The organism is Bradyrhizobium sp. AC87j1 (genome assembly GCF_002936975.1).
In the GTDB taxonomy this organism is placed as follows: Bacteria; Pseudomonadota; Alphaproteobacteria; order Rhizobiales; family Xanthobacteraceae; genus Bradyrhizobium; species Bradyrhizobium shewense.
Window position 1 is genome coordinate 1 of sequence record NZ_PTFE01000098.1, and the last position, 20,401, is coordinate 20,401.

22 protein-coding genes are annotated in these 20,401 nt (G+C 63.8%); 12 read left to right on the plus strand and 10 right to left on the minus strand.

Annotated features, from left to right (window positions below):
• Positions 1 to 171 precede the first annotated feature (171 nt).
• Positions 172 to 543, minus strand: coding sequence for a nuclear transport factor 2 family protein (locus CV770_RS33430; protein ID WP_104465382.1), 372 nt, complete (start codon positions 541 to 543; stop codon positions 172 to 174).
• A 150-nt stretch (positions 544 to 693) separates the two neighbouring features.
• On the opposite strand from CV770_RS33430, the gene guaA reads away from it, so the two are divergent.
• On the plus strand, positions 694 to 2,292 hold the full coding sequence (guaA, locus tag CV770_RS33435; protein WP_104465405.1) for a glutamine-hydrolyzing GMP synthase: 1,599 nt from the start codon (positions 694 to 696) through the stop codon (positions 2,290 to 2,292).
• Positions 2,293 to 2,346: 54 nt separating this feature from the next.
• Positions 2,347 to 3,246 (plus strand): HNH endonuclease, encoded by a 900-nt coding sequence (locus CV770_RS33440; RefSeq protein ID WP_104465383.1) that lies wholly within the window; start codon positions 2,347 to 2,349, stop codon positions 3,244 to 3,246.
• A 77-nt stretch (positions 3,247 to 3,323) separates the two neighbouring features.
• Here CV770_RS33440 and CV770_RS43560 read toward each other — a convergent pair whose 3' ends face one another.
• Positions 3,324 to 3,479: a hypothetical protein gene (locus tag CV770_RS43560; RefSeq protein ID WP_245453927.1), complete on the minus strand. Its 156-nt coding sequence runs from the start codon at positions 3,477 to 3,479 to the stop codon at positions 3,324 to 3,326.
• 498 nt (positions 3,480 to 3,977) lie between these two features.
• Between CV770_RS43560 and CV770_RS33450 the strand changes: the two genes are divergently transcribed.
• Together CV770_RS33450 and CV770_RS33455 are read left to right on the plus strand one after the other, a co-directional pair.
• Positions 3,978 to 4,640: an SRPBCC family protein gene (locus CV770_RS33450; protein ID WP_018317656.1), complete on the plus strand. Its 663-nt coding sequence runs from the start codon at positions 3,978 to 3,980 to the stop codon at positions 4,638 to 4,640.
• The gene (locus tag CV770_RS33455) at positions 4,640 to 5,002 is read left to right on the plus strand and encodes an ArsR/SmtB family transcription factor (RefSeq protein ID WP_104465384.1); all 363 of its coding nucleotides are present in this window, start codon (positions 4,640 to 4,642) and stop codon (positions 5,000 to 5,002) included. The genes CV770_RS33450 and CV770_RS33455 overlap by 1 nt, the downstream gene beginning before the upstream one ends.
• Before the next feature lie 24 nt (positions 5,003 to 5,026).
• Here the strand turns inward: CV770_RS33455 and CV770_RS33460 are convergent, their stop codons facing one another.
• Positions 5,027 to 5,377, minus strand: a complete 351-nt coding sequence (locus CV770_RS33460) for a EutQ-related cupin domain-containing protein (protein WP_104465385.1) — start codon at positions 5,375 to 5,377, stop codon at positions 5,027 to 5,029.
• 233 nt (positions 5,378 to 5,610) lie between these two features.
• Here CV770_RS33460 and CV770_RS33465 point away from each other — a divergent pair, with 233 nt between their 5' ends.
• The 3 genes from CV770_RS33465 to CV770_RS33475 all read left to right on the plus strand — a co-directional run bounded on the left by CV770_RS33465 (position 5,611) and on the right by CV770_RS33475 (position 10,359).
• The gene (locus CV770_RS33465) at positions 5,611 to 7,902 is read left to right on the plus strand and encodes a TonB-dependent siderophore receptor (protein ID WP_146101405.1); all 2,292 of its coding nucleotides are present in this window, start codon (positions 5,611 to 5,613) and stop codon (positions 7,900 to 7,902) included.
• 117 nt (positions 7,903 to 8,019) lie between these two features.
• The gene (locus CV770_RS33470; RefSeq protein WP_104465387.1) at positions 8,020 to 9,279 is read left to right on the plus strand and encodes a serine hydrolase domain-containing protein; all 1,260 of its coding nucleotides are present in this window, start codon (positions 8,020 to 8,022) and stop codon (positions 9,277 to 9,279) included.
• A gap of 201 nt (positions 9,280 to 9,480) precedes the next feature.
• A complete protein-coding gene (locus tag CV770_RS33475; protein ID WP_104465388.1) occupies positions 9,481 to 10,359 on the plus strand; it encodes an AraC family transcriptional regulator in 879 nt (292 codons plus the stop codon).
• A 103-nt stretch (positions 10,360 to 10,462) separates the two neighbouring features.
• On the opposite strand, the gene CV770_RS33480 is transcribed toward CV770_RS33475, so the two are convergent.
• Positions 10,463 to 11,344: a LysR family transcriptional regulator gene (locus CV770_RS33480; RefSeq protein WP_104465389.1), complete on the minus strand. Its 882-nt coding sequence runs from the start codon at positions 11,342 to 11,344 to the stop codon at positions 10,463 to 10,465.
• Positions 11,345 to 11,495: 151 nt separating this feature from the next.
• On the opposite strand from CV770_RS33480, the gene CV770_RS33485 reads away from it, so the two are divergent.
• Complete coding sequence (locus CV770_RS33485) at positions 11,496 to 12,149, plus strand: hydrolase (RefSeq protein ID WP_104465390.1); 654 nt, start codon at positions 11,496 to 11,498, stop codon at positions 12,147 to 12,149.
• A 117-nt stretch (positions 12,150 to 12,266) separates the two neighbouring features.
• On the opposite strand, the gene CV770_RS33490 is transcribed toward CV770_RS33485, so the two are convergent.
• The gene (locus CV770_RS33490; RefSeq protein ID WP_104465391.1) at positions 12,267 to 12,764 is read right to left on the minus strand and encodes a peptide deformylase; all 498 of its coding nucleotides are present in this window, start codon (positions 12,762 to 12,764) and stop codon (positions 12,267 to 12,269) included.
• A gap of 78 nt (positions 12,765 to 12,842) precedes the next feature.
• Here CV770_RS33490 and CV770_RS33495 point away from each other — a divergent pair, with 78 nt between their 5' ends.
• Together CV770_RS33495 and CV770_RS33500 are read left to right on the plus strand one after the other, a co-directional pair.
• The gene (locus CV770_RS33495) at positions 12,843 to 13,427 is read left to right on the plus strand and encodes a TetR/AcrR family transcriptional regulator (protein ID WP_104465392.1); all 585 of its coding nucleotides are present in this window, start codon (positions 12,843 to 12,845) and stop codon (positions 13,425 to 13,427) included.
• An 87-nt stretch (positions 13,428 to 13,514) separates the two neighbouring features.
• A complete protein-coding gene (locus tag CV770_RS33500) occupies positions 13,515 to 14,093 on the plus strand; it encodes a DUF308 domain-containing protein (protein WP_245453928.1) in 579 nt (192 codons plus the stop codon).
• Positions 14,094 to 14,097: 4 nt separating this feature from the next.
• Here the strand turns inward: CV770_RS33500 and CV770_RS33505 are convergent, their stop codons facing one another.
• Positions 14,098 to 14,556, minus strand: a complete 459-nt coding sequence (locus CV770_RS33505) for a cupin domain-containing protein (RefSeq protein ID WP_104465394.1) — start codon at positions 14,554 to 14,556, stop codon at positions 14,098 to 14,100.
• A 376-nt stretch (positions 14,557 to 14,932) separates the two neighbouring features.
• Between CV770_RS33505 and CV770_RS33510 the strand changes: the two genes are divergently transcribed.
• Positions 14,933 to 16,153 carry an MFS transporter gene (locus tag CV770_RS33510; protein WP_104465395.1) on the plus strand — a complete coding sequence of 407 codons (1,221 nt, stop codon included), beginning with the start codon at positions 14,933 to 14,935 and terminating at the stop codon, positions 16,151 to 16,153.
• Between the two features lie 21 nt (positions 16,154 to 16,174).
• Here CV770_RS33510 and CV770_RS33515 read toward each other — a convergent pair whose 3' ends face one another.
• Both CV770_RS33515 and CV770_RS33520 read right to left on the minus strand, forming a co-directional pair.
• Positions 16,175 to 16,561, minus strand: coding sequence for an ester cyclase (locus CV770_RS33515; protein ID WP_104465396.1), 387 nt, complete (start codon positions 16,559 to 16,561; stop codon positions 16,175 to 16,177).
• A gap of 16 nt (positions 16,562 to 16,577) precedes the next feature.
• Complete coding sequence (locus CV770_RS33520; protein WP_104465397.1) at positions 16,578 to 17,468, minus strand: LysR family transcriptional regulator; 891 nt, start codon at positions 17,466 to 17,468, stop codon at positions 16,578 to 16,580.
• Between the two features lie 104 nt (positions 17,469 to 17,572).
• On the opposite strand from CV770_RS33520, the gene CV770_RS33525 reads away from it, so the two are divergent.
• Positions 17,573 to 18,298, plus strand: coding sequence for an SDR family oxidoreductase (locus CV770_RS33525; protein ID WP_104465398.1), 726 nt, complete (start codon positions 17,573 to 17,575; stop codon positions 18,296 to 18,298).
• 15 nt (positions 18,299 to 18,313) lie between these two features.
• On the opposite strand, the gene CV770_RS33530 is transcribed toward CV770_RS33525, so the two are convergent.
• Both CV770_RS33530 and CV770_RS33535 read right to left on the minus strand, forming a co-directional pair.
• The gene (locus tag CV770_RS33530; RefSeq protein WP_104465399.1) at positions 18,314 to 19,186 is read right to left on the minus strand and encodes a bifunctional helix-turn-helix transcriptional regulator/GNAT family N-acetyltransferase; all 873 of its coding nucleotides are present in this window, start codon (positions 19,184 to 19,186) and stop codon (positions 18,314 to 18,316) included.
• 47 nt (positions 19,187 to 19,233) lie between these two features.
• Positions 19,234 to 19,587 (minus strand): MmcQ/YjbR family DNA-binding protein, encoded by a 354-nt coding sequence (locus CV770_RS33535; RefSeq protein WP_091954771.1) that lies wholly within the window; start codon positions 19,585 to 19,587, stop codon positions 19,234 to 19,236.
• Between the last annotated feature and the right edge of the window lie 814 nt (positions 19,588 to 20,401).

Below are 20,401 nucleotides of genomic sequence, written 5' to 3' on the forward strand. Positions count from 1 at the left end.
GTCCTTGGATCCATTCGGCGCTGCGGGCTGGGCTGGCGCCGCTCAGTGCGCGCGATCCGCACCATACTCCGTCATTGCGAGCGCAGCGAAGCAATCCAGGAATATCTCCGCGGCCACAGCCTGGATTGCTTCGTCGCAAGAGCTCCTCGCAACGACGGGAAGAGAGCAACGTCAATGCAGCAAATGGTTCGCCGAGCCCTGCACGATCAGCCCCGCATCATTCACCCGCAGATATTCGCAGATCTTCTTCCCGCGCTCGTTCGCGTAGAACACCACGACGCTATCGGGGCTGACGAACAATTCGATCAGCGAAAAATGCAGCTCCGGCACCAGCCCGAGCGCCTTCCCCCAATAGGCGCGCAAAGCGTCCTTGCCGCGGACGGTGCCGCTGGCGTCGAATCCCAGCGCCGGAATGCGGTCCGAGGTCATCACGGCCGCCTCGTCGTAGAGCGTGAGCACGCGTTCGAGATCGCGCGCGTTCCAGGCCTCGACCCAGGTCCGGCCGAGCGCGGCAAGCGATGATGGCTGGTGGTGCTGTGGCATGACGTTCTCCCTGATCGGCCCCTGTTCGAAGAGCGTGGCAAATTAGGTCAATGATACTTACCTATATCTGCCTTGTCCATGCCCAAAGAAGAATGTGGGCGCGCGGCCCGCGCGGTTGCGGGAAAAGGCCGCGTCGCGTATCTGCTGGCCATGACAGCAGCACAGAACGACCGCTCCGCGTCGACGCCCTCGGTGGCCTCGGCGCACGACAAGATTCTCATCGTCGACTTCGGCAGCCAGGTGACGCAGCTGATCGCGCGTCGCGTGCGCGAGGACGGCGTCTATTGCGAGATCGTCCCGTTCAACAAGGCCGAAGCCGCCTTCAATGAGATGAAGCCGAAGGCGGTGATCCTCTCGGGCGGTCCCGAGTCGGTCCACGAGGCCGGCTCGCCCCGCGCCCCGCAAGCGATCTTCGATTCCGGCGTGCCCGTGATGGGCATCTGCTACGGCCAGATGACCATGGCGGCCCAGCTCGGCGGCGAGGTCGAGGGCGGCCATCACCGCGAATTCGGCCGCGCCGATGTCGAGGTGAAGGCGCCGAGCAAGCTGTTCGAGGACGTCTGGTCATCAGGCGGCAAGAACCAGGTCTGGATGAGCCATGGCGACCGCATCACGAAAATGCCGCCGGGCTTCTCCGTCGCCGGCACCTCGCCGAACGCGCCGTTCGCGATCATCCAGGACGAGACGCGCAAATATTACGGCCTGATGTTCCACCCCGAAGTGGTGCACACGCCCGACGGCGCAAAACTCATCCGCAACTTCGTCCGCAAGATTGCAGGCCTTTCCGGCGACTGGACCATGCGCGCCTTCCGCGAGGAGGAGATCGCCAAGATCCGCGCGCAGGTCGGCAAGGGCAAGGTGATCTGCGGCCTCTCCGGAGGCGTCGATTCCGCCGTCGCGGCCGTGCTGATCCACGAAGCGATCGGCGACCAGCTCACCTGCGTCTTCGTCGATCACGGCCTGCTCCGCCTCGACGAAGCCAAGACCGTGGTCGACCTGTTCCGCCACCACTACAACATCCCGCTCGTGCACGTGGATGCCTCGAAGCAGTTTTTGGGCGAGCTCGAAGGCGTCACCGATCCCGAAACCAAGCGCAAGACTATCGGCCGCCTCTTCATCGAGGTGTTCGAGCAGGAAGCCAAGAAGATCGGCGGCGCCGACTTCCTGGCGCAGGGCACGCTCTATCCCGATGTGATCGAGAGCGTCTCCTTCACCGGCGGACCTTCAGTCACCATCAAGTCGCACCACAATGTCGGCGGCCTCCCCGAGCGCATGAACATGAAGCTCGTCGAGCCGCTGCGCGAGCTGTTCAAGGACGAGGTGCGCAAGCTCGGCCGCGAGCTCGGCCTGCCCGAAATCTTCGTCGGCCGCCACCCGTTCCCGGGCCCGGGCCTCGCCATCCGCTGCCCCGGCGACATCACCCGCGACAAGCTTGACATCCTGCGCAAGGCCGATGCCGTCTACATCGACCAGATCCGCAAGCACGGCCTCTACGACGAAATCTGGCAGGCCTTTGCCGTGCTGCTTCCGGTGAAGACGGTGGGCGTCATGGGCGACGGCCGCACCTATGACTATGTGGTTGGCCTCCGCGCCGTCACCTCAACCGACGGCATGACCGCGGACTTCTACCAGTTCGACATGAAGTTTTTGGGCGAGACCGCCACGCGCATCATCAACGAGGTGAAGGGCGTGAACCGGGTGGTGTACGACGTGACGAGCAAGCCGCCCGGGACGATCGAGTGGGAGTAGGGGGAGTTGCCCATTCGATCTCTAACGCCTCGCAGAGGCGGCACCGGTTAAATCATGGGATTTGGGATATTCATCCACCGATCGGACTCGATCTACGATGACAGCCCTGCTGAACAATATCAATTTCCCAGTCAGTATCTTCGCCGCGTTGAAGCCTGCGTCGGTGATTGGATAATCTACTACGAGCCGAGCAAAGTCGCCGAGACACGCGGTTATTTTGCAATCGCTCGGGTTCAACAGATCATTCCCGACTCCGGTGCTTCAGGGATGTATCTTGCTCTGATTGAGCCCGGAAGTTATCTCGATTTTGCCAATCCGGTGCCCTTCAACGGACCGACTGGTCCCGTGGAGCGCGGCGTCCTGAATGAGCAGGGACGAGTTTCAGGGCGTGCCCAGTCGGCAGTCCGGCCGATCGCTCCCGACGATTTCAACAGAATATGCGAACTTGGTTTGGCCGAGAATGCGCCGCTGCTGCCGCGGCGCGATGATGACGTTCGGCCACTCGATCTTAATGAGGAGCAGGTACCGTTCCACTTCGAGCAGCAGCGTGACCGTGTTAGCCTGACAGTGTCGAGAATTTTGCGCGATCGCGTTTTTCGCCGCATCGTGCTCCGCGCCTATGATGAGCGTTGCGCCATTACGGGGCTGAAGCTCATTAACGGAATGGGGCGTGCGGAAGTCGCGGCTGCTCACATACGGCCAGTCGAGGCACATGGGCCCGACATCGTGAGCAATGGGATCGCTCTGTCCGGTACCGCACATTGGATGTTCGACCGTGGTTTGATCAGCTTGGCCGATGATCTGGAAATACTGATCTCGCGCCAGACAAACGACCTGGAAGGAGTCCGATCGATCATCAACAAGTCCGGTCGTGCACTTGAGCCAAGAAGGCCGTCGGATCGGCCTAATCCGCATTTTCTAAAGTGGCACCGCGAGCATTGTTTCAAGCAATGAGAACATTGCCGAGAATTGGTATGATGCGGAGCCCGTAGGATGGGTAGAGCGCAGCGAAACCCATCACCCTCGCGAAATTATCGCGGCGCCAACCCCGCGCCGTTCTGGAACGCCAGCAGCCCGACGCTGAAAATCGCGGCGCCAACCAACAGCACCACCGGGACCAGATACGGCGACGAGATGACTTCGAGCGCCGGAAATGCCTTGTCCGAAACGAACCGTCTGTAAGCCACCCATGCGGTTGCGACGAGGGCGTCAGGGCGACGATGATGTAGAGAGCCCCGAGGATCCAGCCGAAGGCCGTCAGGTCCTTGGATCGGGTGGCCTCTCCTGCAAAGCCAAGCGCGGCAATCGAGATGAAGGCACTTAGCGCGCTGACGAGAAGCTCGGCGGCCACGACGACAATCGAGACAGTTACATTCATTCCTGGATTCCGTTGAGAATGGACTTCCTTGAGAAGTCATCCGTGATTCATCCTGTGCGTGCAGCCTCGTAGCATCGGTACTGGGGTAACGCCAGCGCAAGGGCGGTCTGCCGGCGGCGGGCGCAGCAACCCCGGTTGAAGTCCGCGAGGTCGAGGATGAAGCGCGCGAAGTTCGGCGCGCGCTCGCGCGCTCAAAGTGTGCAGCGGAACCCATCGTGCCACGGCGAGGGTCGCATCCTATAATATAAGTATTGACTTATATAAGCCTCTGCCGATATTTCTCTCCGAAACCAGAAGGAGGACCGCGATGGAGATCGACGTTGCCAGGGTGTTGGGACTTGTCACGCGTTCGGTGCGCAATTTCGAGAAGGACGGGAAGGCCGCCAGTGCGGTCACCTTGACGCGGCTCTACGACACCAGCGTCGACGACCTCTGGGATGCGGTGACGAGCAGGGAACGCATCCCGCGCTGGTTTCTGCCGGTGGAGGGAGATCTCCAGCTCGGCGGAAGGTATCAGCTCAAGGGCAACGCGGGCGGCACCATCACGGCCTGCGCGCCGCCAACTCATTTTGCGGCGACGTGGGAATTTGCAGGCGCGGTGAGCTGGATCGACGTCACGCTGGCGGCAGAACGGAGCCAGGCGCGCTTGACGCTTGAGCACAGCGCGATCATCGAGGATCATTGGAATCAGTTCGGTCCGGGTGCGGTCGGCATCGGTTGGGACCTCGCCATTGCCGGGCTCGAGCGATACGTTGCGACAGGGGCATCGGTCGACCACGAGACGGCCGAGGCGTGGATGGGCTCGCCCGAGGGCAAGGAATTCATGACCGGGAGCGGTGAGTATTGGCGCGCAGCGCATGTCGCGAGCGGGGTGGATGCGGCCTCGGCGAAGCAGCGCTCGGACCGGACCATTGCCTTCTATCGCGGCGAGATGCCGCCTGACATAGCGCACCCCGGCACGGGAAGCTGATGCACGTCTTCGAAGTTCTCGCCGATCCCGTGCGCCGACGCATCCTCGAATTGCTCGCTCCGGGAGAGATGGCCTCCGGGGAGGTCGTGGAGGCGATCGGCGCCGAATTCGGCATCACGCAAGCCGCCGTGTCGCAGCATCTGAAGGTGCTGCGCGAGAGCGGCTTTGCGACCGTTCGGGCCGAAGCGCAACGGCGCCTCTACTCGGTCGACGTCGCCGGACTTCAGGCGGTGGATGCGTGGGTCGGTCGGTTCAGGACTTTCTGGGAGCCGAAGCTGGACGCGCTGGCGACCGAGATCGCGCGCGGCAAGCGGGAGCGGCGCAATGCACCGCTGACCAAGCGGAGCGGCAAGAGGGCTTGAGAGCTGTGCCGAACCCGAAACGTCTCACTCGCGCGCCTCCTGCCAATGTGGATAGGTGACGTAGGCCGTGACGGCGCCTTGCTCGTGCGAGCGGATGGTGACCTTCTCGCCCTTGGGCATGTAGATGATCTCGCCGGGGCCGGCGGTGACGGTGCCGGCTTCACTCGACACCGACAGCTTGCCCTCCAGCACGAGCATGACGTCGTCGACAGCGAGCTGTTCGTCGAGGCTCTGGTTCGGCGCATAACGGCCGAATCCGATGGTGATCGGGCCGCCGTGGCGTTGGTCGATCACATTGCCTGCAAAAATGTCTCCGTCCTGCCCGGGGGAGCGTTCGAACGACGCATCCGCCACGGCAAACTTGCGAACCTTCATGGGATCCTTCCGTTCTGCGCCTGAGTTGACAGGGTGGGACGGTAGACGCCTGAAGCCGGTGTTTGTTCAACGTCGCTGCGGGGCGGTTTGACGCAGCGTTCGCCACGCCATCCATCAGGGGCGCGATGCCAGATTGTCGCAGCTGCGCATACAGGATCGGAGTCGCAACAACGCCACAGTCGCGACGAGACGACATTCTTTAGACCCATTCAATTTCGCTTCCTCGTCTCCATGTGCCCATAAGTCCGCGTCTGATTTTTTGCTTACCGGGGATTGGAATGCTGAGTTTGAATGCCGTGAGGCATGGTTTTCTCGCGACCTGCAGTTTGTTCGTGTTGGATGCAGGACTTGACGGCAAGAGTTACGCTCAATCTCAGCTACCACCAGTGACGGTCGATGCTCCAAAGCCGCAGCAAGCCCGCCGCGCGCAGTCCGCGCGGCCCGGTGCCGCAAGCGAGATGCGACGATCGGTGCGGCGCCCGAATCCGCGCAGGGAGGCGCAGATTGCTGCAGCAGCTCCGGTGTCGGCCACGACTCTTCAGAGTGCGATCGGTCCGGTCCAGGGCTTCGTCGCAACGCGCAGCGCCACCGGCACTAAGACGAATACGCCGCTGATCGAGACGCCGCAGTCCGTCTCGGTCGTGACGCAGGACCAGATCCGCGACACCGGAGCGCGAACCGTCGGCGAGGCGCTAGCCTACACTGCCGGTGTGCAGACGCAGCCATACGGCTTCGACCCGCGTTATGATCAGTTTCTGATCCGGGGATTTGCGGCCAACCAGTACGGCAATTATCGGGACGGCTTGCGGCAGGGCAACGGCTCGTTCGCCTATTTCCGCAACGAGCCCTATGGCGCCGAGCGCATCGAGGTGATGCGCGGTCCGTCGTCGGTGCTGTACGGCGCCAATGAAGCCGGTGGCATGGTGAACTATGTGAGCAAGATGCCGCTCGACAGGCGGCTCAACGAGGTTGGCCTCGATATCGGCAATTTCGATCGCTACCAGGGGCGCTTCGACTTCAGCGGACCGAGCCTTGATAACGACAAGCTGCTCTATCGCTTCACCGGGCTGGTGCGCGACAGCGGCACGCAGATTCCCGGGACGTGGGACGACCGCGTGTTTTTCGCCCCGAGCGTGACCGCCAAGCTGAGCGAGGATACGACGCTGACCGTGCTGGCCGAGTACGAGCGCAGCAAGACGTCGATGTGGCCGTATTACCTGCGCAACCCGGTGACCGGCGTGGTCACCAATATTCGTCTCGGCGACCCCGCATTCGACGCGCTCACGCAGTGGCAGGCCTCGGTCGGTTACAGGCTCGAGCATCGCTTCAATGAGGCATTGGCATTCCGGCAGCATGTCCGGCTCGGACATGTGTCGTTCGAGGGCAACATGGTCGATGCGCTCAGTCTGTCGCCGGATGGCCGCACGCTCAACCGCTACGCGGCGACCTTCCGGGAGCGGCTGAACACGTTCAACGTCGACAACCAGATCGAGGCCAAGCTGGCCACCGGTCCGATCAAGCATACGGTCCTCGCGGGTGTTGATTATTTCCGGCAAAGCACGACGCTGGACTATTATGCCGGCCTGGCGCCGTCGCTCGATCTGACCAATCCGGTTTACGGCAGTTCGGCGCCGACGATGCCCCTGGGGCTCATGAGCACCAACAGCCAAACGCTCGGCCAGGTCGGGCTTTACGCACAAGACCAGATGGCGTGGGGTGGCTGGCGGCTGACCATCGGCGGTCGGCAGGATTTTGCCGAACTTTCGAACCGCAACGACCTGACGGGTGTGACGAGCAACAGCGAGCCGAGCAAGTTCACCGGCCGCGCCGGATTGTTGTATCTGTTCGAGTCGGGGCTTGCCCCTTATGTGAACTATGCGACATCGTTTCTGCCGCTGACCGGCACGACGGCACCCCAGCGCGGCGGCACACCATTCGCGCCAACGACGGGTGAATCGTTTGAAGCCGGTATCAAGTATCAGCCGCTAGGCTGGAACAGTTACTTCACCGCGACCTGGTTCAACCTCACCAAGGACAACGTGTTGACCATCGATCCGGCCTTTCCGACTTTTTCGGTGCAGACCGGTCAGGTTCGTTCGCGCGGCGCCGAGCTCGAGGCCGTGCTGTCGCTGGCCGAGGGTCTCAAAGGTGTCGCGTCCTACAGCTATACCGATGCCACCGTGACGCGCAGCAATGGCCTTGATCTCGGCAAGGGGCCGATCGGTGTGCCGTTGCAGCAGGCGGCGATCTTCCTCGATTACACCTGGCAGAATGGCCTGCTTGCAGGCTTTGGCGTCGGTGCGGGTGCGCGATGGATCGGGCAGACGTGGGCGGACGAAGTCAATACGATCAGGAATCCCGCGGTCACGGCGTTTGATGCGGGCGTGCATTACGACTATCGCGGCATACGCTTGGCCCTGAATGCGCGCAATCTGTCGGATGAGCGCGTTCCAATCTGCAATGGTGGGACCTGCGCGTTCACACAGGGACGGACCGTGCTGGGGAGTGCGACAGCGCGGTGGTGAGCCGGCTGGCGCTGCCGCCGATCTGATCGGCGCGCAGGGATCCGGCGCAAACGTCGGATGTCCGTCACGTTCGGCCGTGATACGACATCCGCATCGTCCTCTCCGGAGCCAGCTTGCATGTCCACTGCGATCGCCCCCAGCCAACAGCCCGCAACCGCCGCCGAGACCGACCCCGAGACCGTCGGCTGGATGAAGGGCTTTCCGCCGGCGCCGGATCGCACCATCACCTTCCAGAACGGCTCGTTCCGCAGCTTTCCCGAGCTGCGCTGGGCGTGGAGCAATGTCCGGCAGCTGGTACCGACGGTGAACGTCTGGCGCGGGGCAGGGCCGGCCTCGCCGCTGCCGCGCGAGGACCACGACATCGGCGCGGTCGCATCGACCACGATGGACGGCCGCCCCATGACCTTCGCAAAGATGCTGGAGGAGACCTATGCGGACGGCATCGCGGTGCTGCATCGGGGCAAGCTGATCTATGAGCGCTATTTCGGCGCGTTGAAACCGCACAAGCCGCATATCGGAATGTCGGTGACGAAGTCGTTCACCGGCGTGCTTGCCGGCATTCTGGTGGCCGATGGCTGGATCGATCCGCAGGCGCCTGTCATCGACTATGTGCCGGAGCTGAAGGCCAGCGGGTTTGGCGATGCGCGCGTGCACGAGGTCATGGATATGACCACGGGGCTTGCATACACCGAGGTCTACACCGACAAGAATTCCGCCGTGTGGGGATTGCGGCGCGCAAACGGCATGGCGCCGATCGAGCCTGGTTATGACGGCCCGACCACCATTTTCGATTTCCTCATGGCGCAGAAGAAGCAGGGCGAGCACGGCAAGGTCTTTGCGTACAAGACCGTCAACACCGACGTGCTGGCCTGGATCATCAGGCGCGCCGGCGGCATGACGCTGTCCGATTTTCTGTCCGAGCGCATCTGGCAGCCGATGGGTGCGGAGGAAGACGCGTATTATCACGTCGACCGCATCGGCACCGAAAGCGGCGGCGGCGGTCTTTCCACGACACTGCGCGATCTTGCCCGCTTCGGCGAGACCATGCGCAACCACGGCCGCTTCAACGGCCGCCAGATCGTGCCATCATCCGTGGTCGAGGACATCGCGCGCGGCGGCGATCCCGAAAAATTCAAGCCCGCCGGCTACACCACCTTGCCCGGCGCCTCCTATCGCAACCAATGGTGGGTCAGCCACAACGCCCACGGCGCCTACATGGCGCGCGGCGTTTACGGCCAGGGCATCTATGTCGATCCCAAGGCCGAGATGGTGATCGCGCGCTACGCATCGCACCCCGTCGCGGGCAACGCCGCCAACGATCCCGTGACGCTGCCGGCTTATATGGCGTTGGCGAAGGCGCTGATGGCGGGCGGGTAGGCTGCGCCACACACTCGCTGTCATCGCCCGATTCAATCGGGCGATCCAGTATTCCAGAGACGATCGTGGCTGAACCGAGAGGCCGCGGCGTACTGGGTCGCCCGGTCGAGCCGGGCGACGACGGTGTGCCAAAACCGCAAGATCGGTCGAGCGCGTCACGTCCGTCTGCGACTAGATGGAGCCGCCACGGAAGGAGCGAAGATGAAGGCGGCGTTGCAAAACTATCAGGACCGGATGCGACGGGTGCTGGATCATATCGACCGGCATCTCGACCATGATCTGGACCTGGACGGGTTAAGCGCAGTTGCCGCGTTCTCGAAATTTCATTTCCACCGGCAATTCACCGCGACCTTCGGGTTGTCAGTGCATCGCTATGTCCAGTTGGCCCGCATGAAGCGCGCTTCGCATCAGCTGGCCTACGGTAAAGCGCAAAGCGTCACTGATATTGCGATGGATGCCGGTTACGATACGCCAGACGCCTTCGCCCGCGCCTTTCGGCAACGGTTCGGGCAATCGCCGTCGTCGTTCCGGAAGTCTCCCGACTGGGAGCCGTGGCTTGCGGCCTTCGGGCCTCTAGACAATGCGAGGAACACGCTCATGAAGACGTTTAGCAGTGACGATGTGACGATACGCGAGGTGCCCGCCACGCGGGTGGCGATCATGGAGCATCGGGGCGACCCGGCGACGCTCGGCGCCACCATCCAGCGGTTCATCGCTTGGCGCAGAGCCGCCGGCCTGCACCCCAGGACAAGCCCGACCTTCAACGTCTGGCGATCCGAGCGGCGTCCTGCGTCGTCGGCTGACTATAGCACGGACCTTTGTGTTGGCACCGACCAGCCGATCGAGGCGAATGGCGAAGAGATCAAGGCCGGCGAGATCCCTGGCGGACGCTGCGCCGTGCTGCGAATCGTCGGCTACACCGACAATCTGGAGCCCGCCGCGCTCTACCTCTATCGCGACTGGCTTCCGGCCAGCGGCGAGGAAGCCCGCGACTTCCCGATCTATTGCCAGCGGCTGAGCTTCTTCCCGGAAGTGCCCGAGCATGAAACGGTCGCGGATTTGTTCTTGCCGCTGAAATAGCGCTGCTAGGACCCCAGTGTGCCGCGACAGCCGCTGGATCCGGCAACGACCGTCAGTCGTCGCCTTCGTGATCCAGATCTGAAGACCACGCCGGCGGGGGAGTTCACGCAGGGGGCCGAGCGGGCTCACAATACTCGATAAGCAATTCCGTGAGGACCCGTATCTTCCGCGCGGGATGCTGACCCGGTGGGCGGATCACATATGCACCCGCCGGAGGCGGGGGATATCGTGTCATGACCGGCACAAGCGCTCCGGAGGCGACATATTCGCGGGTGAGGCTGTCGGGAAGATAGGCGATTCCGAGTCCTGCCGTTGCGGCCAAGACCAGAGCTGTGCCGTTGTCGGCCTTGAAGCGTCCCTGCGGACGAACCGTGACGACCTTGTCGCCATCCATGAGCTGCCACGCTTCGGTACTCTGCATGAGGGCCTCGTGGGCGAGGAGTTCCTCCGGCGATTCAGGCGCCCCATGGGCCTTGATGTAATCCGGGCTCGCGACAAGCTTTCCATAGACGGCGCCGACGCGTCTTGCGATCAAATTGGAGTCCTGAAGATAACCAACCCGTATCGCACAATCGTAACCCTCCGTGACGAGATCGACGAAGCGATCACTGTAGCAGGTGTGGATCTGGAGCTGGGGATGACGTCGGGCCATTTCCGACAGGATGGGAGCGAAGTGGGTCGGGCCGAAGGAAAACGGCACTGCAACCCGCAAGCGGCCTCGCAGCTCTCCAGCGGGTAGGATCGCCTCCCTCGCTGCATCGATCTCAGCGCTGACTCTGGCTGCATAATCGCGGAAGGTAACGCCGGCTTCCGTGAGCGCAGCCCCGCGGGTCGTTCGTGCAAGGAGTTGGACGCCAAGTTCCTCTTCAAGCCGGAGGAGCCGACGACTGACGATCGATTTGGCGACGCCCAGCCGAAGCGCGGCGGATGAAATTCCCCCGGTATCAGCGACTTCGACGAACGTCTGTATCTCTTCGATATCCAATTAAGCGTTCCTCATTTCGCGACACAGCGTGCCGCAATGCGACACTACCGCATCGCACTCGGGAACACCAATCTCGGCGTTGGCTACGTCGCTGCTGGCGTACGTCTTTAAAAAACAAGTGCCGCTCACAACGGCAATAGAGGATGCAACGATGAACTTTCGTAACGGCCTTGCTTCGCTTCTTCGTCCCGAAGACTCGGTGCTCGTTCTGATCGACCACCAGCCTTACCAGCTCGCGAACGTGAACAGCCACGAACCGCAGATGGTGATCAACAATACGACAGGTCTGGCCAAGGCCGCGAAGGCCTTCGGTGTCCCTACGATCCTGACCACGGTGATCGCTGAGCGGGGTGGTCTCCTGTTCCCTCAGATCACGGATGTCTTTCCTGGCCAGGACGTGATCGACCGGACGTTCATCAACACCTGGCAGGACCGAAGGGTGGTGGACGCCGTCAAGGCCACGGGCCGCAAGCAGCTCATCATCGCCGGCCTGTGGACCGAAATCTGCGTTGCGATGCCGGCGATTCAGGCCCTCGGCGAAGGCTGGGATGTAACGGTGATCACCGATGCCTCTGGCGCCGTGTCAGTGGAGGCCCACGAGGTCGCAATCCAGCGGATGATTGCGGCGGGGGCGAATATGATGACCTGGCTGGCGCTGGCGGCCGAATGGCAGCGCGATTGGGCTCGGACCGATCAAGCTGTGGCGCTGACAGAGGTGATCACGCAGCATGCCGGCGGTAGCGGCATTGCGTACCTGTGGGAGCAGCAGCTGCTCAACACGCCTGTTCCCGGCAACGCAGGATGATCTGAGCGAGGGTGCGAAGGTCTCGCCAGCGGCTGCACGAAAGCAAAGGCCGCTGGCGTCATCCAGCAACTGTTGCCCGTCGTGGTGGGGCGGGTGGATTGCGCGTCCGCTAGTCCTCTAGCCCCGCGACATCTTCTCGTACTTCTTCACCAGCCGCTCGCGCTTCAGCCGCGACAGCCGCTGGATCCAGAACATGCCGTCGAGCTGGTCGATCTCGTGCTGATGGCACACGGCGCGCAGGCCGTCCGACTCCTCGCTCTGCAATTCGCCGTCGAGATCGTGGTAGCTGATCCGCACCCGGGCGTGGCGCTGCACCTCGTCGTTGACGCCGGGCATCGAGACGCTGCCTTCGCGGTGCAGGATCATCTCGGGTGACGTCCATTCAATGACCGGATTGACGTAGGTGAGGGGGCCACCCTTGGCGTCGAGCTCGAGCACGACGACGCGCAAGGGCACGCCGATATGCGGCGCGGTGATGCCGATGCCGGGCGCGGCGCGCATGGTGTCGAGCAGGTCCTGCGCGAGCTCACGCAAACCGTCGTCGAACACGGTGACCGGGCGTGCCGGCATCGCGAGCCGGCGATCGGGGTAACGGACGATGGGGCGGATGGTCATGCACGGCTCCTACCACTCACGGAGGGTTGAAGCACGCCGATCTTGACGGCCTACCAACTGGAAGGTAGCTAACCCACAATGACCAAGATTTCCTCGACCGCCGACGACATTCTGGACTGCGCCCGTACGCTGATCATTGCAGGCGGCTACAACGGCTTCAGTTACGCCGATGTGGCCGAGATCGTCGGCATCCGCAAACCGAGCATCCACCACCATTTCGCCAGCAAGGTCGATCTGGTCCGCACCCTCGTGTCGCGATATCGCGAGGAAGCCCAGGCGGGGCTGGCGGCCATGGAGCGCAACGTCCCGGACCCCGGCGAGCAGCTCAAGAGCTATGTCGCGTATTGGGAAGCGTGCATCAAGGACGCGACGGCTCCGTTCTGCGTTTGCGCGCTGCTCGCCAGCGAGCTTCCGATCCTGCCAGAGGAGGTCGCGCTCGAGGTCCGGGCTCACTTCCGCTCGCTGGCGTCGTGGCTGACATCGGTGATGGAGCGCGGCAAGCGGCAGGGGCGGCTCCAGCTCTCCGGCACGGCTCGGGTCGAGGCCGAAGGATTCATGGCCACCGTTCACGGCGCGATGCTGTCGGCGCGGGCCTATGGCGATCCGAAAATGTTCGGGATCATCGCCCGGCCGCTGCTGGATCGGCTTTCCCCCAGGCACTGACGCAATCGACACTGCTGCAATCGATCTGAACGGCGAGGCGATTTCGTTTCGCAAGAAATCTACCAACTAGTAGGTAAGGAAGAGAAAATGAGAGATCTTGGGATGGCTTCGGATACGTCCGACCGTGCGCAATGGCTGAAGCAATACTATTTCCTTCGCGGTGCGTTTTCCGTTGCCTGGGTCATTGCCGCCTTTGCCGTCGCGCCGTCGTCTGCGGCAATCGCGGGAACGTTGCTCGTCGCCTATCCGGCATGGGACGCCGCAGCCAATTATCTCGACGCGTTCTGCAGCGGCGGATTGAACCAAAACCGCACCCAGGCCCTGAACGTGCTGGTCAGCCTCGCGACCACCATCGCGGTCATCCTGGCCTTGCGGGTGAGCATGAACTGGGTGCTCGGGATCTTCGGCGCGTGGGCGATCCTTTCCGGATTGCTTCAGCTCGGCACGGCGGTCCGGCGCTGGAAGAGCTACGGCGCCCAATGGGCGATGGTGCTCAGCGGAGGCCAGTCGGCGCTGGCAGGCGGCTTCTTCATCGTTCAGGCCGCGATGCCCGCAATCCCGTCGATCGCGAACGTCGCGGGCTACGCTGCGGTCGGCGCGCTGTACTTCCTGGTCTCGGCGGTCTGGCTCACCGTCAGCACGTGGCGCCGTGGTGCGGCGCTGTGAGACGTCACGCCGGATAGGGCGTGCCGTCCTTGTGCAGGAATCGGCCGTCGGATGCCGGGCTCATCATGTCGACATCGGAGCAGGTGATGAGGTCATCGGGTGAGCGCGAGCCGATCTCGAGATAGACGGCCGTTGCATCCGACCGGTTGACCATGTGATGGCCGTTGCCGCTGGCCTTCGGGAAGGCGGCGCAGTCGCCCGCTCGCAGCACGGTTTCCGCGTGGTCCTCGATCAGCGTGACTTCGCCTTCGAGCACATAGACGAGCTCGTCCTCGTGCGAATGCCAGTGCCGCTGGCTCGACCAGCCGCCCGGTGGCAGGCGCATCAGATTGACCCCGAAATCCCTCAGGCCCCCGGCGTCGCCGAGTCGCTGGCGGATGCGATCAGCGCAAGGCGCATTGAAGGGCGCCGGATAACCGGAGCCCTTTCGCGTTGGCACGGCAGCGATGTCGATCTTGGGCATGGATGCGTCCCTGGAGTTGGCGATATGGGATGGCGAGAGCGTGCCGCGATGAAGAGCGAATACGGCCGCGGACCTCGCCGCTATCGCGCGGCGAGCCCTGGATCGCGACGTCACGATCGCGGGGGTAGGCGGGATCTGGAAGAGCGGGATGATGGTATGGTGCCGGTGTTTTGCCCGACGAGTCAAATCGCGTCACCGGTTGTCGCAAATCATCTGCCTCGTAAGTCATTGATTCGACAGCGGCCGGCTACTGCGCATGGGCTTGTTTTTCGACTTTGTGTTGGTCACAAAAGCGTGCGGCAAGAATGACGTTCCATTGTCGGCCGGCGCTGTTCCCGTTCGTCTTCCACCCAGACAGACCTGACGGGAGACCGAAATGACTTCCTCCAACTATCGCTGGGTGGTCGTCGCCGCCGGCGGACTGCTCGGCTGCGTCGCGATCGGCGGCATGTTTTCGCTGCCGGTGTTCCTGCAGCCGATCGCCAAGGACACCGGCTGGTCCGTGACCGGCATTTCCAGCGCGATGACGATCGGCTTTTTGGCCATGGCCTTCACCAGCATGGTCTGGGGCACGCTGTCCGACAGGTTCGGGCCGCTGCCGGTGGTGCTGACGGGATCGACGGTGCTGGCGCTCAGCCTGTTCGCGGCGAGCCATGCGACCTCCCTGATCGTGTTCCAGTTCGTGTTCGGCCTTCTGGTCGGCGCCTCCTGCGCGGCGATCTTCGCACCGATGATGGCGACCGTGACCGGCTGGTTCGATACCCATCGCAGCCTTGCCGTGTCGCTGGTGTCGGCCGGCATGGGCGTGGCGCCGATGACGATGGCGCCGCTCGCGGCCTGGCTCGTCTCGAACCATGACTGGCGCACCTCGATGCAGATCATCGCGCTCGTCGTCGGCGCCATCATGATTCCGGTCTCGTTCCTGGTGCGCCGCCCGCCGGCGCTAGCGCAGGTCGTGGTCGCACCAACGGGCGAGCGGGCCGCGCAGAGCGAGATGTCGATGGGCGAGGCGCTACGCTCGCCGCAATTCCTCATCTTGCTCGCGACCAACTTCTTCTGCTGCGCCACCCATTCCGGTCCGATCATCCACACCGTCAGCTATGCCGTGAGCTGCGGCATCCCGCTGGTCGCGGCAGTGACGATCTACAGCATCGAGGGTTTTGCCGGTCTCGGCGGGCGCATCGCCTTCGGCCTGATGGGCGACCGCTTCGGGGCCAAGCGCGTGCTGGTCTCGGGGCTTCTGCTCCAGGCGTTCGGCGCGCTCGCCTACGTCTTCGCCCATCAGCTCGCGACCTTCTACGCCGTCGGCGCCGTGTTCGGCTTCATCTATGCCGGCACCATGCCGCTCTACGCGGTGCTGATCCGCGAAAACTTTCCGCTGCGGATGATGGGCACGGTGATCGGCGGCACCGCGATGGCCGGCAGCCTCGGCATGGCGACGGGCCCGCTCGCCGGTGGCCTGATCTACGACGCCTTCTCCAGCTACGCCTGGCTCTACATTGCTTCCTGGGCGATGGGCCTAGGCGCCTTCCTGATGGCGATGAATTTCAGGCCGTTCGCGAAGCCGCAAGGCGAGGTGGCGCCGGCGGCGGCGTAGGTTCGACATCGAGGCGCAAGTTCAGAGCTGCGCCTCGATCGCGGTCTTGTCGATCACTGACCAGACCCGCCGGATCTTGTCGTTGCCAAATTCGTAGAACACGTTCTCGCAAAACGACACGCGCCTTCCGTTGACGGCAAGCCCAAGGAACGTCCCGACCGGCGTGCAATCGAACTTCAGTCGTGCCGCGATGCGGGGTGGATCGATGATGAGCATCTCGATGTGGAATTGCAGGTCGGGTATCTCCCGAAAATCCTGCTCCAGCATCGCGCGGTAGCCGGACAGCCCGAGCGGCCGCGCATTGCGGGCGACCTCATCATGCACGAACTGCCCGAGCGCCGGCCAATCCTGCCGGTTCAGACAGGCGATGTAGGCACGGTAGATGCCGGCGAGCTCTTCTTTCTCCATACGGGCTCCTTCCGGTTCACGCGCGCCGCCGCAGATGCTCGATCAGGGCGCGCAGCTTCGGTGCGACGTTGCGGCGGCTCGGGTAGTAGAGATAGAATCCGGCGAAGCAGGGGCAATAGTCCTCCAGGATCGCCACCAGTTCGCCGCGCGCGATCGCGGGGCGAAAGCTCGCCTCCATGCCGAAGGTGATGCCGGCGCCGGCCACCGCCAGCTTGATCATCAGCGCCATGTCGTTGGTCGTGATCTCGGGCGCGACCGCGACGCTGAACTCCTTGCCGCCGTCGGCAAACTCCCAGCGATAGGGGACAACGTTCGGCGCCGGACGCCAGCCGATACAGCGAAAGGACGCAAGCTCGGACGGATGCGAGGGCACGCCGAAGCGGGCGCGGAAATCCGGCGCGCAGACGGCGAGCTGGCGTTCCTCGCCGGCGATCGGCACCGCAATCATGTCCTGCTCGATGACCTCGCCAAGGCGGACGCCGGCGTCATAGCCGGCGGCGACGATGTCGAATTCCGCATCCGTCACGGTGATGTCGAGCTGCACCTCCGGGTTCTCGTCGGCGAAGTCCGCAAGAAAGCGCCCCGAGAGAAAATGCTCGGCGATCGAGGAGACGGCGAGGCGCAGCAATCCGCGTGGCCGCCCGCGCAGTGCCTCGGTGCCGTCGAGCGCGGCGCGCATGTCCGCGATCGCGGGCGCGACCTCCGCATGCAGCCGCTCGCCGGCTTCGGTCAGGCTGACGCTACGCGTGGTGCGCTGGACCAGCGCGATGCCGAGCGTTTCCTCCAGCCGCCGGATCGTCTGGCTTACCGCCGAGCGGGTTACGCCGAGACGGTCGGCGGCGGCGCGGAAATTCCGCTCTTCGGCGACCAGCGCAAAGACGGCGAGGGCGTTGAGGTCTGGTTCCATCGGTTAGCGTAGCTTGTCAGTGTGGTTAGGGATCGTCGTCTTATCACAGCGATGGCGCCGGTCCATCTTCCCGCAATCACTCCGAAAGCAACGGGAAGAACCTCATGCCAATCGACAAAGTCATTCTCATCACCGGCGCCTCCAGCGGTATCGGCGCAGGCATTGCCCGCGAGCTGGCCGCATCCGGCGCGAAGGTTCTGCTCGGCGCGCGGCGCACCGACCGCCTGAACGCGCTCGCGGCTGAGTTGAACGGGCGGGGCGGAACGACGCTCGCGCATCCGCTCGACGTCACCGACCGCGCCAGCGTTGCCGCCTTTGCCGACGCCGCGCGCGGCCTGTGGGGCCGCGTCGACGTCATCGTCAACAATGCCGGCGTGATGCCGCTGTCGCTGATGGCCTCGCTCAAGGTCGAGGAGTGGGACCGGATGGTCGACGTCAACATCAAGGGCGTGCTCTACGGCATCGCCGCCGTGCTGCCGGAGATGGTGGCGCGCGGCTCCGGCCAAATCGTCAACATCGCTTCGATCGGTGCGCTGAGCGTGTCGCCGACGGCAGCCGTCTACTGCGCCACGAAATATGCGGTGCGAGCGATCTCGGATGGCCTGCGCCAGGAGCACGACAATATCCGCGTCACCTGCATCCATCCCGGCGTGGTCGAAAGCGAGCTCGCGGGCACCATCACCGATCCCGTGGCCGCCGAGGCGATGAAGACGTATCGGGCGATTGCGCTTCAGCCAGACGCCATCGCCCGCGTGGTGCGCTTCGCCATCGAGCAGCCCGATGACGTCGACGTCAACGAGATCGTCGTGCGCCCGACGCGGACGAGGTGACGATACTCATCCGCATCAGATGCGCTTCTCGAAAAACAGGTCCGGGTAGGGATCGTCATTGTAGCGTGGGATCTCGCGCCAGCCCGTCGTGCGGTAGAGCTGGCCGGCCTCGGGCAGCGCGCTGTTGGTGTCGAGCCGCAGCAGCGTGATGCCGAACTCGCGCGCGGCGCTCTCGGTCGCGTCCATCAGGCGCCGGCCGAGCCGCAATCCGCGCGCGGCGGGCGCCACCCACAGCCGCTTGATCTCGGCGTAACCGTGATCGGTTCCCTTCAGGCCCACGCAGCCGATCGGCAGTGTGTCCGACATCGCGACGATGAAGCTGCCGCGCGGGCGGCGCATGTCCTTGGCGTCAGGGTCGCGCGACAGCGAGACGTCGAAGCCCTGCCTGAAGCGGCGGCCAAGCTCGGCATAATACTCGCCGAGGCAGTAGCGCGCTTGCTCGCTCCGCGGATCCATCTCCTCCAGCGCAACACGCTCGCGCGTCAATGCGGACGCGATCAGGTCCATCGCTGCCAGCAGGGCGTCAGCCTGCGAATGCCGCGCGAGCAAGCCCTCGGCCTGCGTGTTCGACAGCGCCTCATAGGCCGCGAACTCGCGCCGGCCTGCACGCGTCAATGTCGCGACCCGGCGGCGGGCATCGTCCTCATGCGCGGCGGTCTCGACCAGACCGTCCTCTTCCAGGCTGCGCAGCAGCCGGCTCATCAGACCGGAATCCAGGCCGAGATAGTCGCGGATATCGGCCACGTCCGAACGGCCGTGCCCAATCGCATTGAGCACACGCGCCGCGCCGAGCGGGCGGCCGCGCCCAAGAAACGAGGTATCGAGCGCACCGACGGCGGAGGTGACGGCACGGTTGAAGCGGCGAACGCGAGAAACGGGGTCGAGCATGATGTCTGACTTTAGTCAGATATCGCGCGAAGGTCAATTCGATTGGCTTAACCGAGGCCCAGTTCCTTGCGGGCCTTCCGCGTCAGCTTCGCCACGATCAGCGCATGAGCCTGGGCGAGATAGCCGGCAAGCTCGGCATCCGGCAGCGAATTGTTGCTGACGAGCTGCACCCATTTGGCGCGCGCAAGGTATGGCGCCGGCCGCGCCACGGCATGCTCGATCAGCATCGCATAGGCCATGTCCGAGACCTTGAACATGTAGCTGCCGGAGCCTGCGGCAAAGCCGCCGCCGAGTGCGAACATCTTGCCGCCGACCTTGAACACGGAGGTGCCCTCCCACTGCACCACCTTGGTGGCGGCTGGCAGGCGCAGGCAACGTGCTTCAAAATTTCTCGGCGTCATGACGCGAGCGATAGCATGCTGCGCGCGACTTGCAACGTCTAGCCGCCGACCGCGACGAAAGCTTAGCGCAGAAGCTGCAAGCGCAGGCGCTGGGCGTGATCCACCTTTCTCTGTGGCGGCAGAGAGGGTGGATGACGCTTGGCTCATCCACCTCTTGCACCTACAAGCTGTTGTGTTGCCCGACGCGCAAAACACGCAAGCCGTGGGGCAATACGCCCAGACAGAAATATTCGCCTTTACAGAATTTCGGCTTTGTCGCATTGTCCCGCCACCTCACCCCGGTCAGAGGGGCGTATCGCGATCGTCACGAAACGTGGGGTGAGCTGCGGTGGACGTTCGTCACATCGGCGCGAGAGGCATCGCAGGGCGGGCAACCGTGAGCGACAGCCTATCGCGCACACGACCGGTGTGACATGCGTACGGCAAAACCGTGTCGTCCTGACGCCCGGGGTCTGTGCGTCAAGTCTTGCGGTGATGTGTGGTGCCCGACCGGGGGCGCGCATCAGCGATCTGCAAGGCGACGGGGGCAATAGTGCATCGCTCCCCGGGGAGAACTCGGCATAAGCCGTCAAACCACTGCGCAGGGAAGGCCGGGTTGTCCTGGCTACACCTGTATGCCGCTGTGCAGCTTCTTGTCACGCAGGATTCGCACAGTGGACCGCGGGTGCCAGCCGGCACCCGGTCTTCCCTGCGCCCTCTGACAGAGGGTGTCGAGATGAAGCGAAGCTCGGGCAAGATCCCGCCGCGAGATTGCCGCGGTGTGTCTGCAGAATTGAGCATCCAACGCCTTGCCGCGAGCGCCCATTCATGCCCG

Bases quoted from the DNA above. Each gene is read 5' to 3' on its own strand.
- CV770_RS33495 (WP_104465392.1), top strand. From the start codon at position 12,843: ATGACCAAGATTTCCTCGACCGCCGACGACATTCTGGACTGCGCCCGT.
- guaA (WP_104465405.1), top strand. From the start codon at position 694: ATGACAGCAGCACAGAACGACCGCTCCGCGTCGACGCCCTCGGTGGCC.
- CV770_RS33470 (WP_104465387.1), top strand. From the start codon at position 8,020: ATGTCCACTGCGATCGCCCCCAGCCAACAGCCCGCAACCGCCGCCGAG.
- CV770_RS33535 (WP_091954771.1), bottom strand. From the start codon at position 19,587: ATGACGCCGAGAAATTTTGAAGCACGTTGCCTGCGCCTGCCAGCCGCC.
- CV770_RS33515 (WP_104465396.1), bottom strand. From the start codon at position 16,561: ATGGAGAAAGAAGAGCTCGCCGGCATCTACCGTGCCTACATCGCCTGT.
- CV770_RS33460 (WP_104465385.1), bottom strand. From the start codon at position 5,377: ATGAAGGTTCGCAAGTTTGCCGTGGCGGATGCGTCGTTCGAACGCTCC.
- CV770_RS33475 (WP_104465388.1), top strand. From the start codon at position 9,481: ATGAAGGCGGCGTTGCAAAACTATCAGGACCGGATGCGACGGGTGCTG.
- CV770_RS33430 (WP_104465382.1), bottom strand. From the start codon at position 543: ATGCCACAGCACCACCAGCCATCATCGCTTGCCGCGCTCGGCCGGACC.
- CV770_RS33510 (WP_104465395.1), top strand. From the start codon at position 14,933: ATGACTTCCTCCAACTATCGCTGGGTGGTCGTCGCCGCCGGCGGACTG.
- CV770_RS33525 (WP_104465398.1), top strand. From the start codon at position 17,573: ATGCCAATCGACAAAGTCATTCTCATCACCGGCGCCTCCAGCGGTATC.
- CV770_RS33530 (WP_104465399.1), bottom strand. From the start codon at position 19,186: ATGCTCGACCCCGTTTCTCGCGTTCGCCGCTTCAACCGTGCCGTCACC.
- CV770_RS33520 (WP_104465397.1), bottom strand. From the start codon at position 17,468: ATGGAACCAGACCTCAACGCCCTCGCCGTCTTTGCGCTGGTCGCCGAA.
- CV770_RS33440 (WP_104465383.1), top strand. From the start codon at position 2,347: ATGGGATTTGGGATATTCATCCACCGATCGGACTCGATCTACGATGAC.
- CV770_RS33450 (WP_018317656.1), top strand. From the start codon at position 3,978: ATGGAGATCGACGTTGCCAGGGTGTTGGGACTTGTCACGCGTTCGGTG.
- CV770_RS33490 (WP_104465391.1), bottom strand. From the start codon at position 12,764: ATGACCATCCGCCCCATCGTCCGTTACCCCGATCGCCGGCTCGCGATG.
- CV770_RS33505 (WP_104465394.1), bottom strand. From the start codon at position 14,556: ATGCCCAAGATCGACATCGCTGCCGTGCCAACGCGAAAGGGCTCCGGT.
- CV770_RS33500 (WP_245453928.1), top strand. From the start codon at position 13,515: ATGAGAGATCTTGGGATGGCTTCGGATACGTCCGACCGTGCGCAATGG.
- CV770_RS33485 (WP_104465390.1), top strand. From the start codon at position 11,496: ATGAACTTTCGTAACGGCCTTGCTTCGCTTCTTCGTCCCGAAGACTCG.
- CV770_RS33455 (WP_104465384.1), top strand. From the start codon at position 4,640: ATGCACGTCTTCGAAGTTCTCGCCGATCCCGTGCGCCGACGCATCCTC.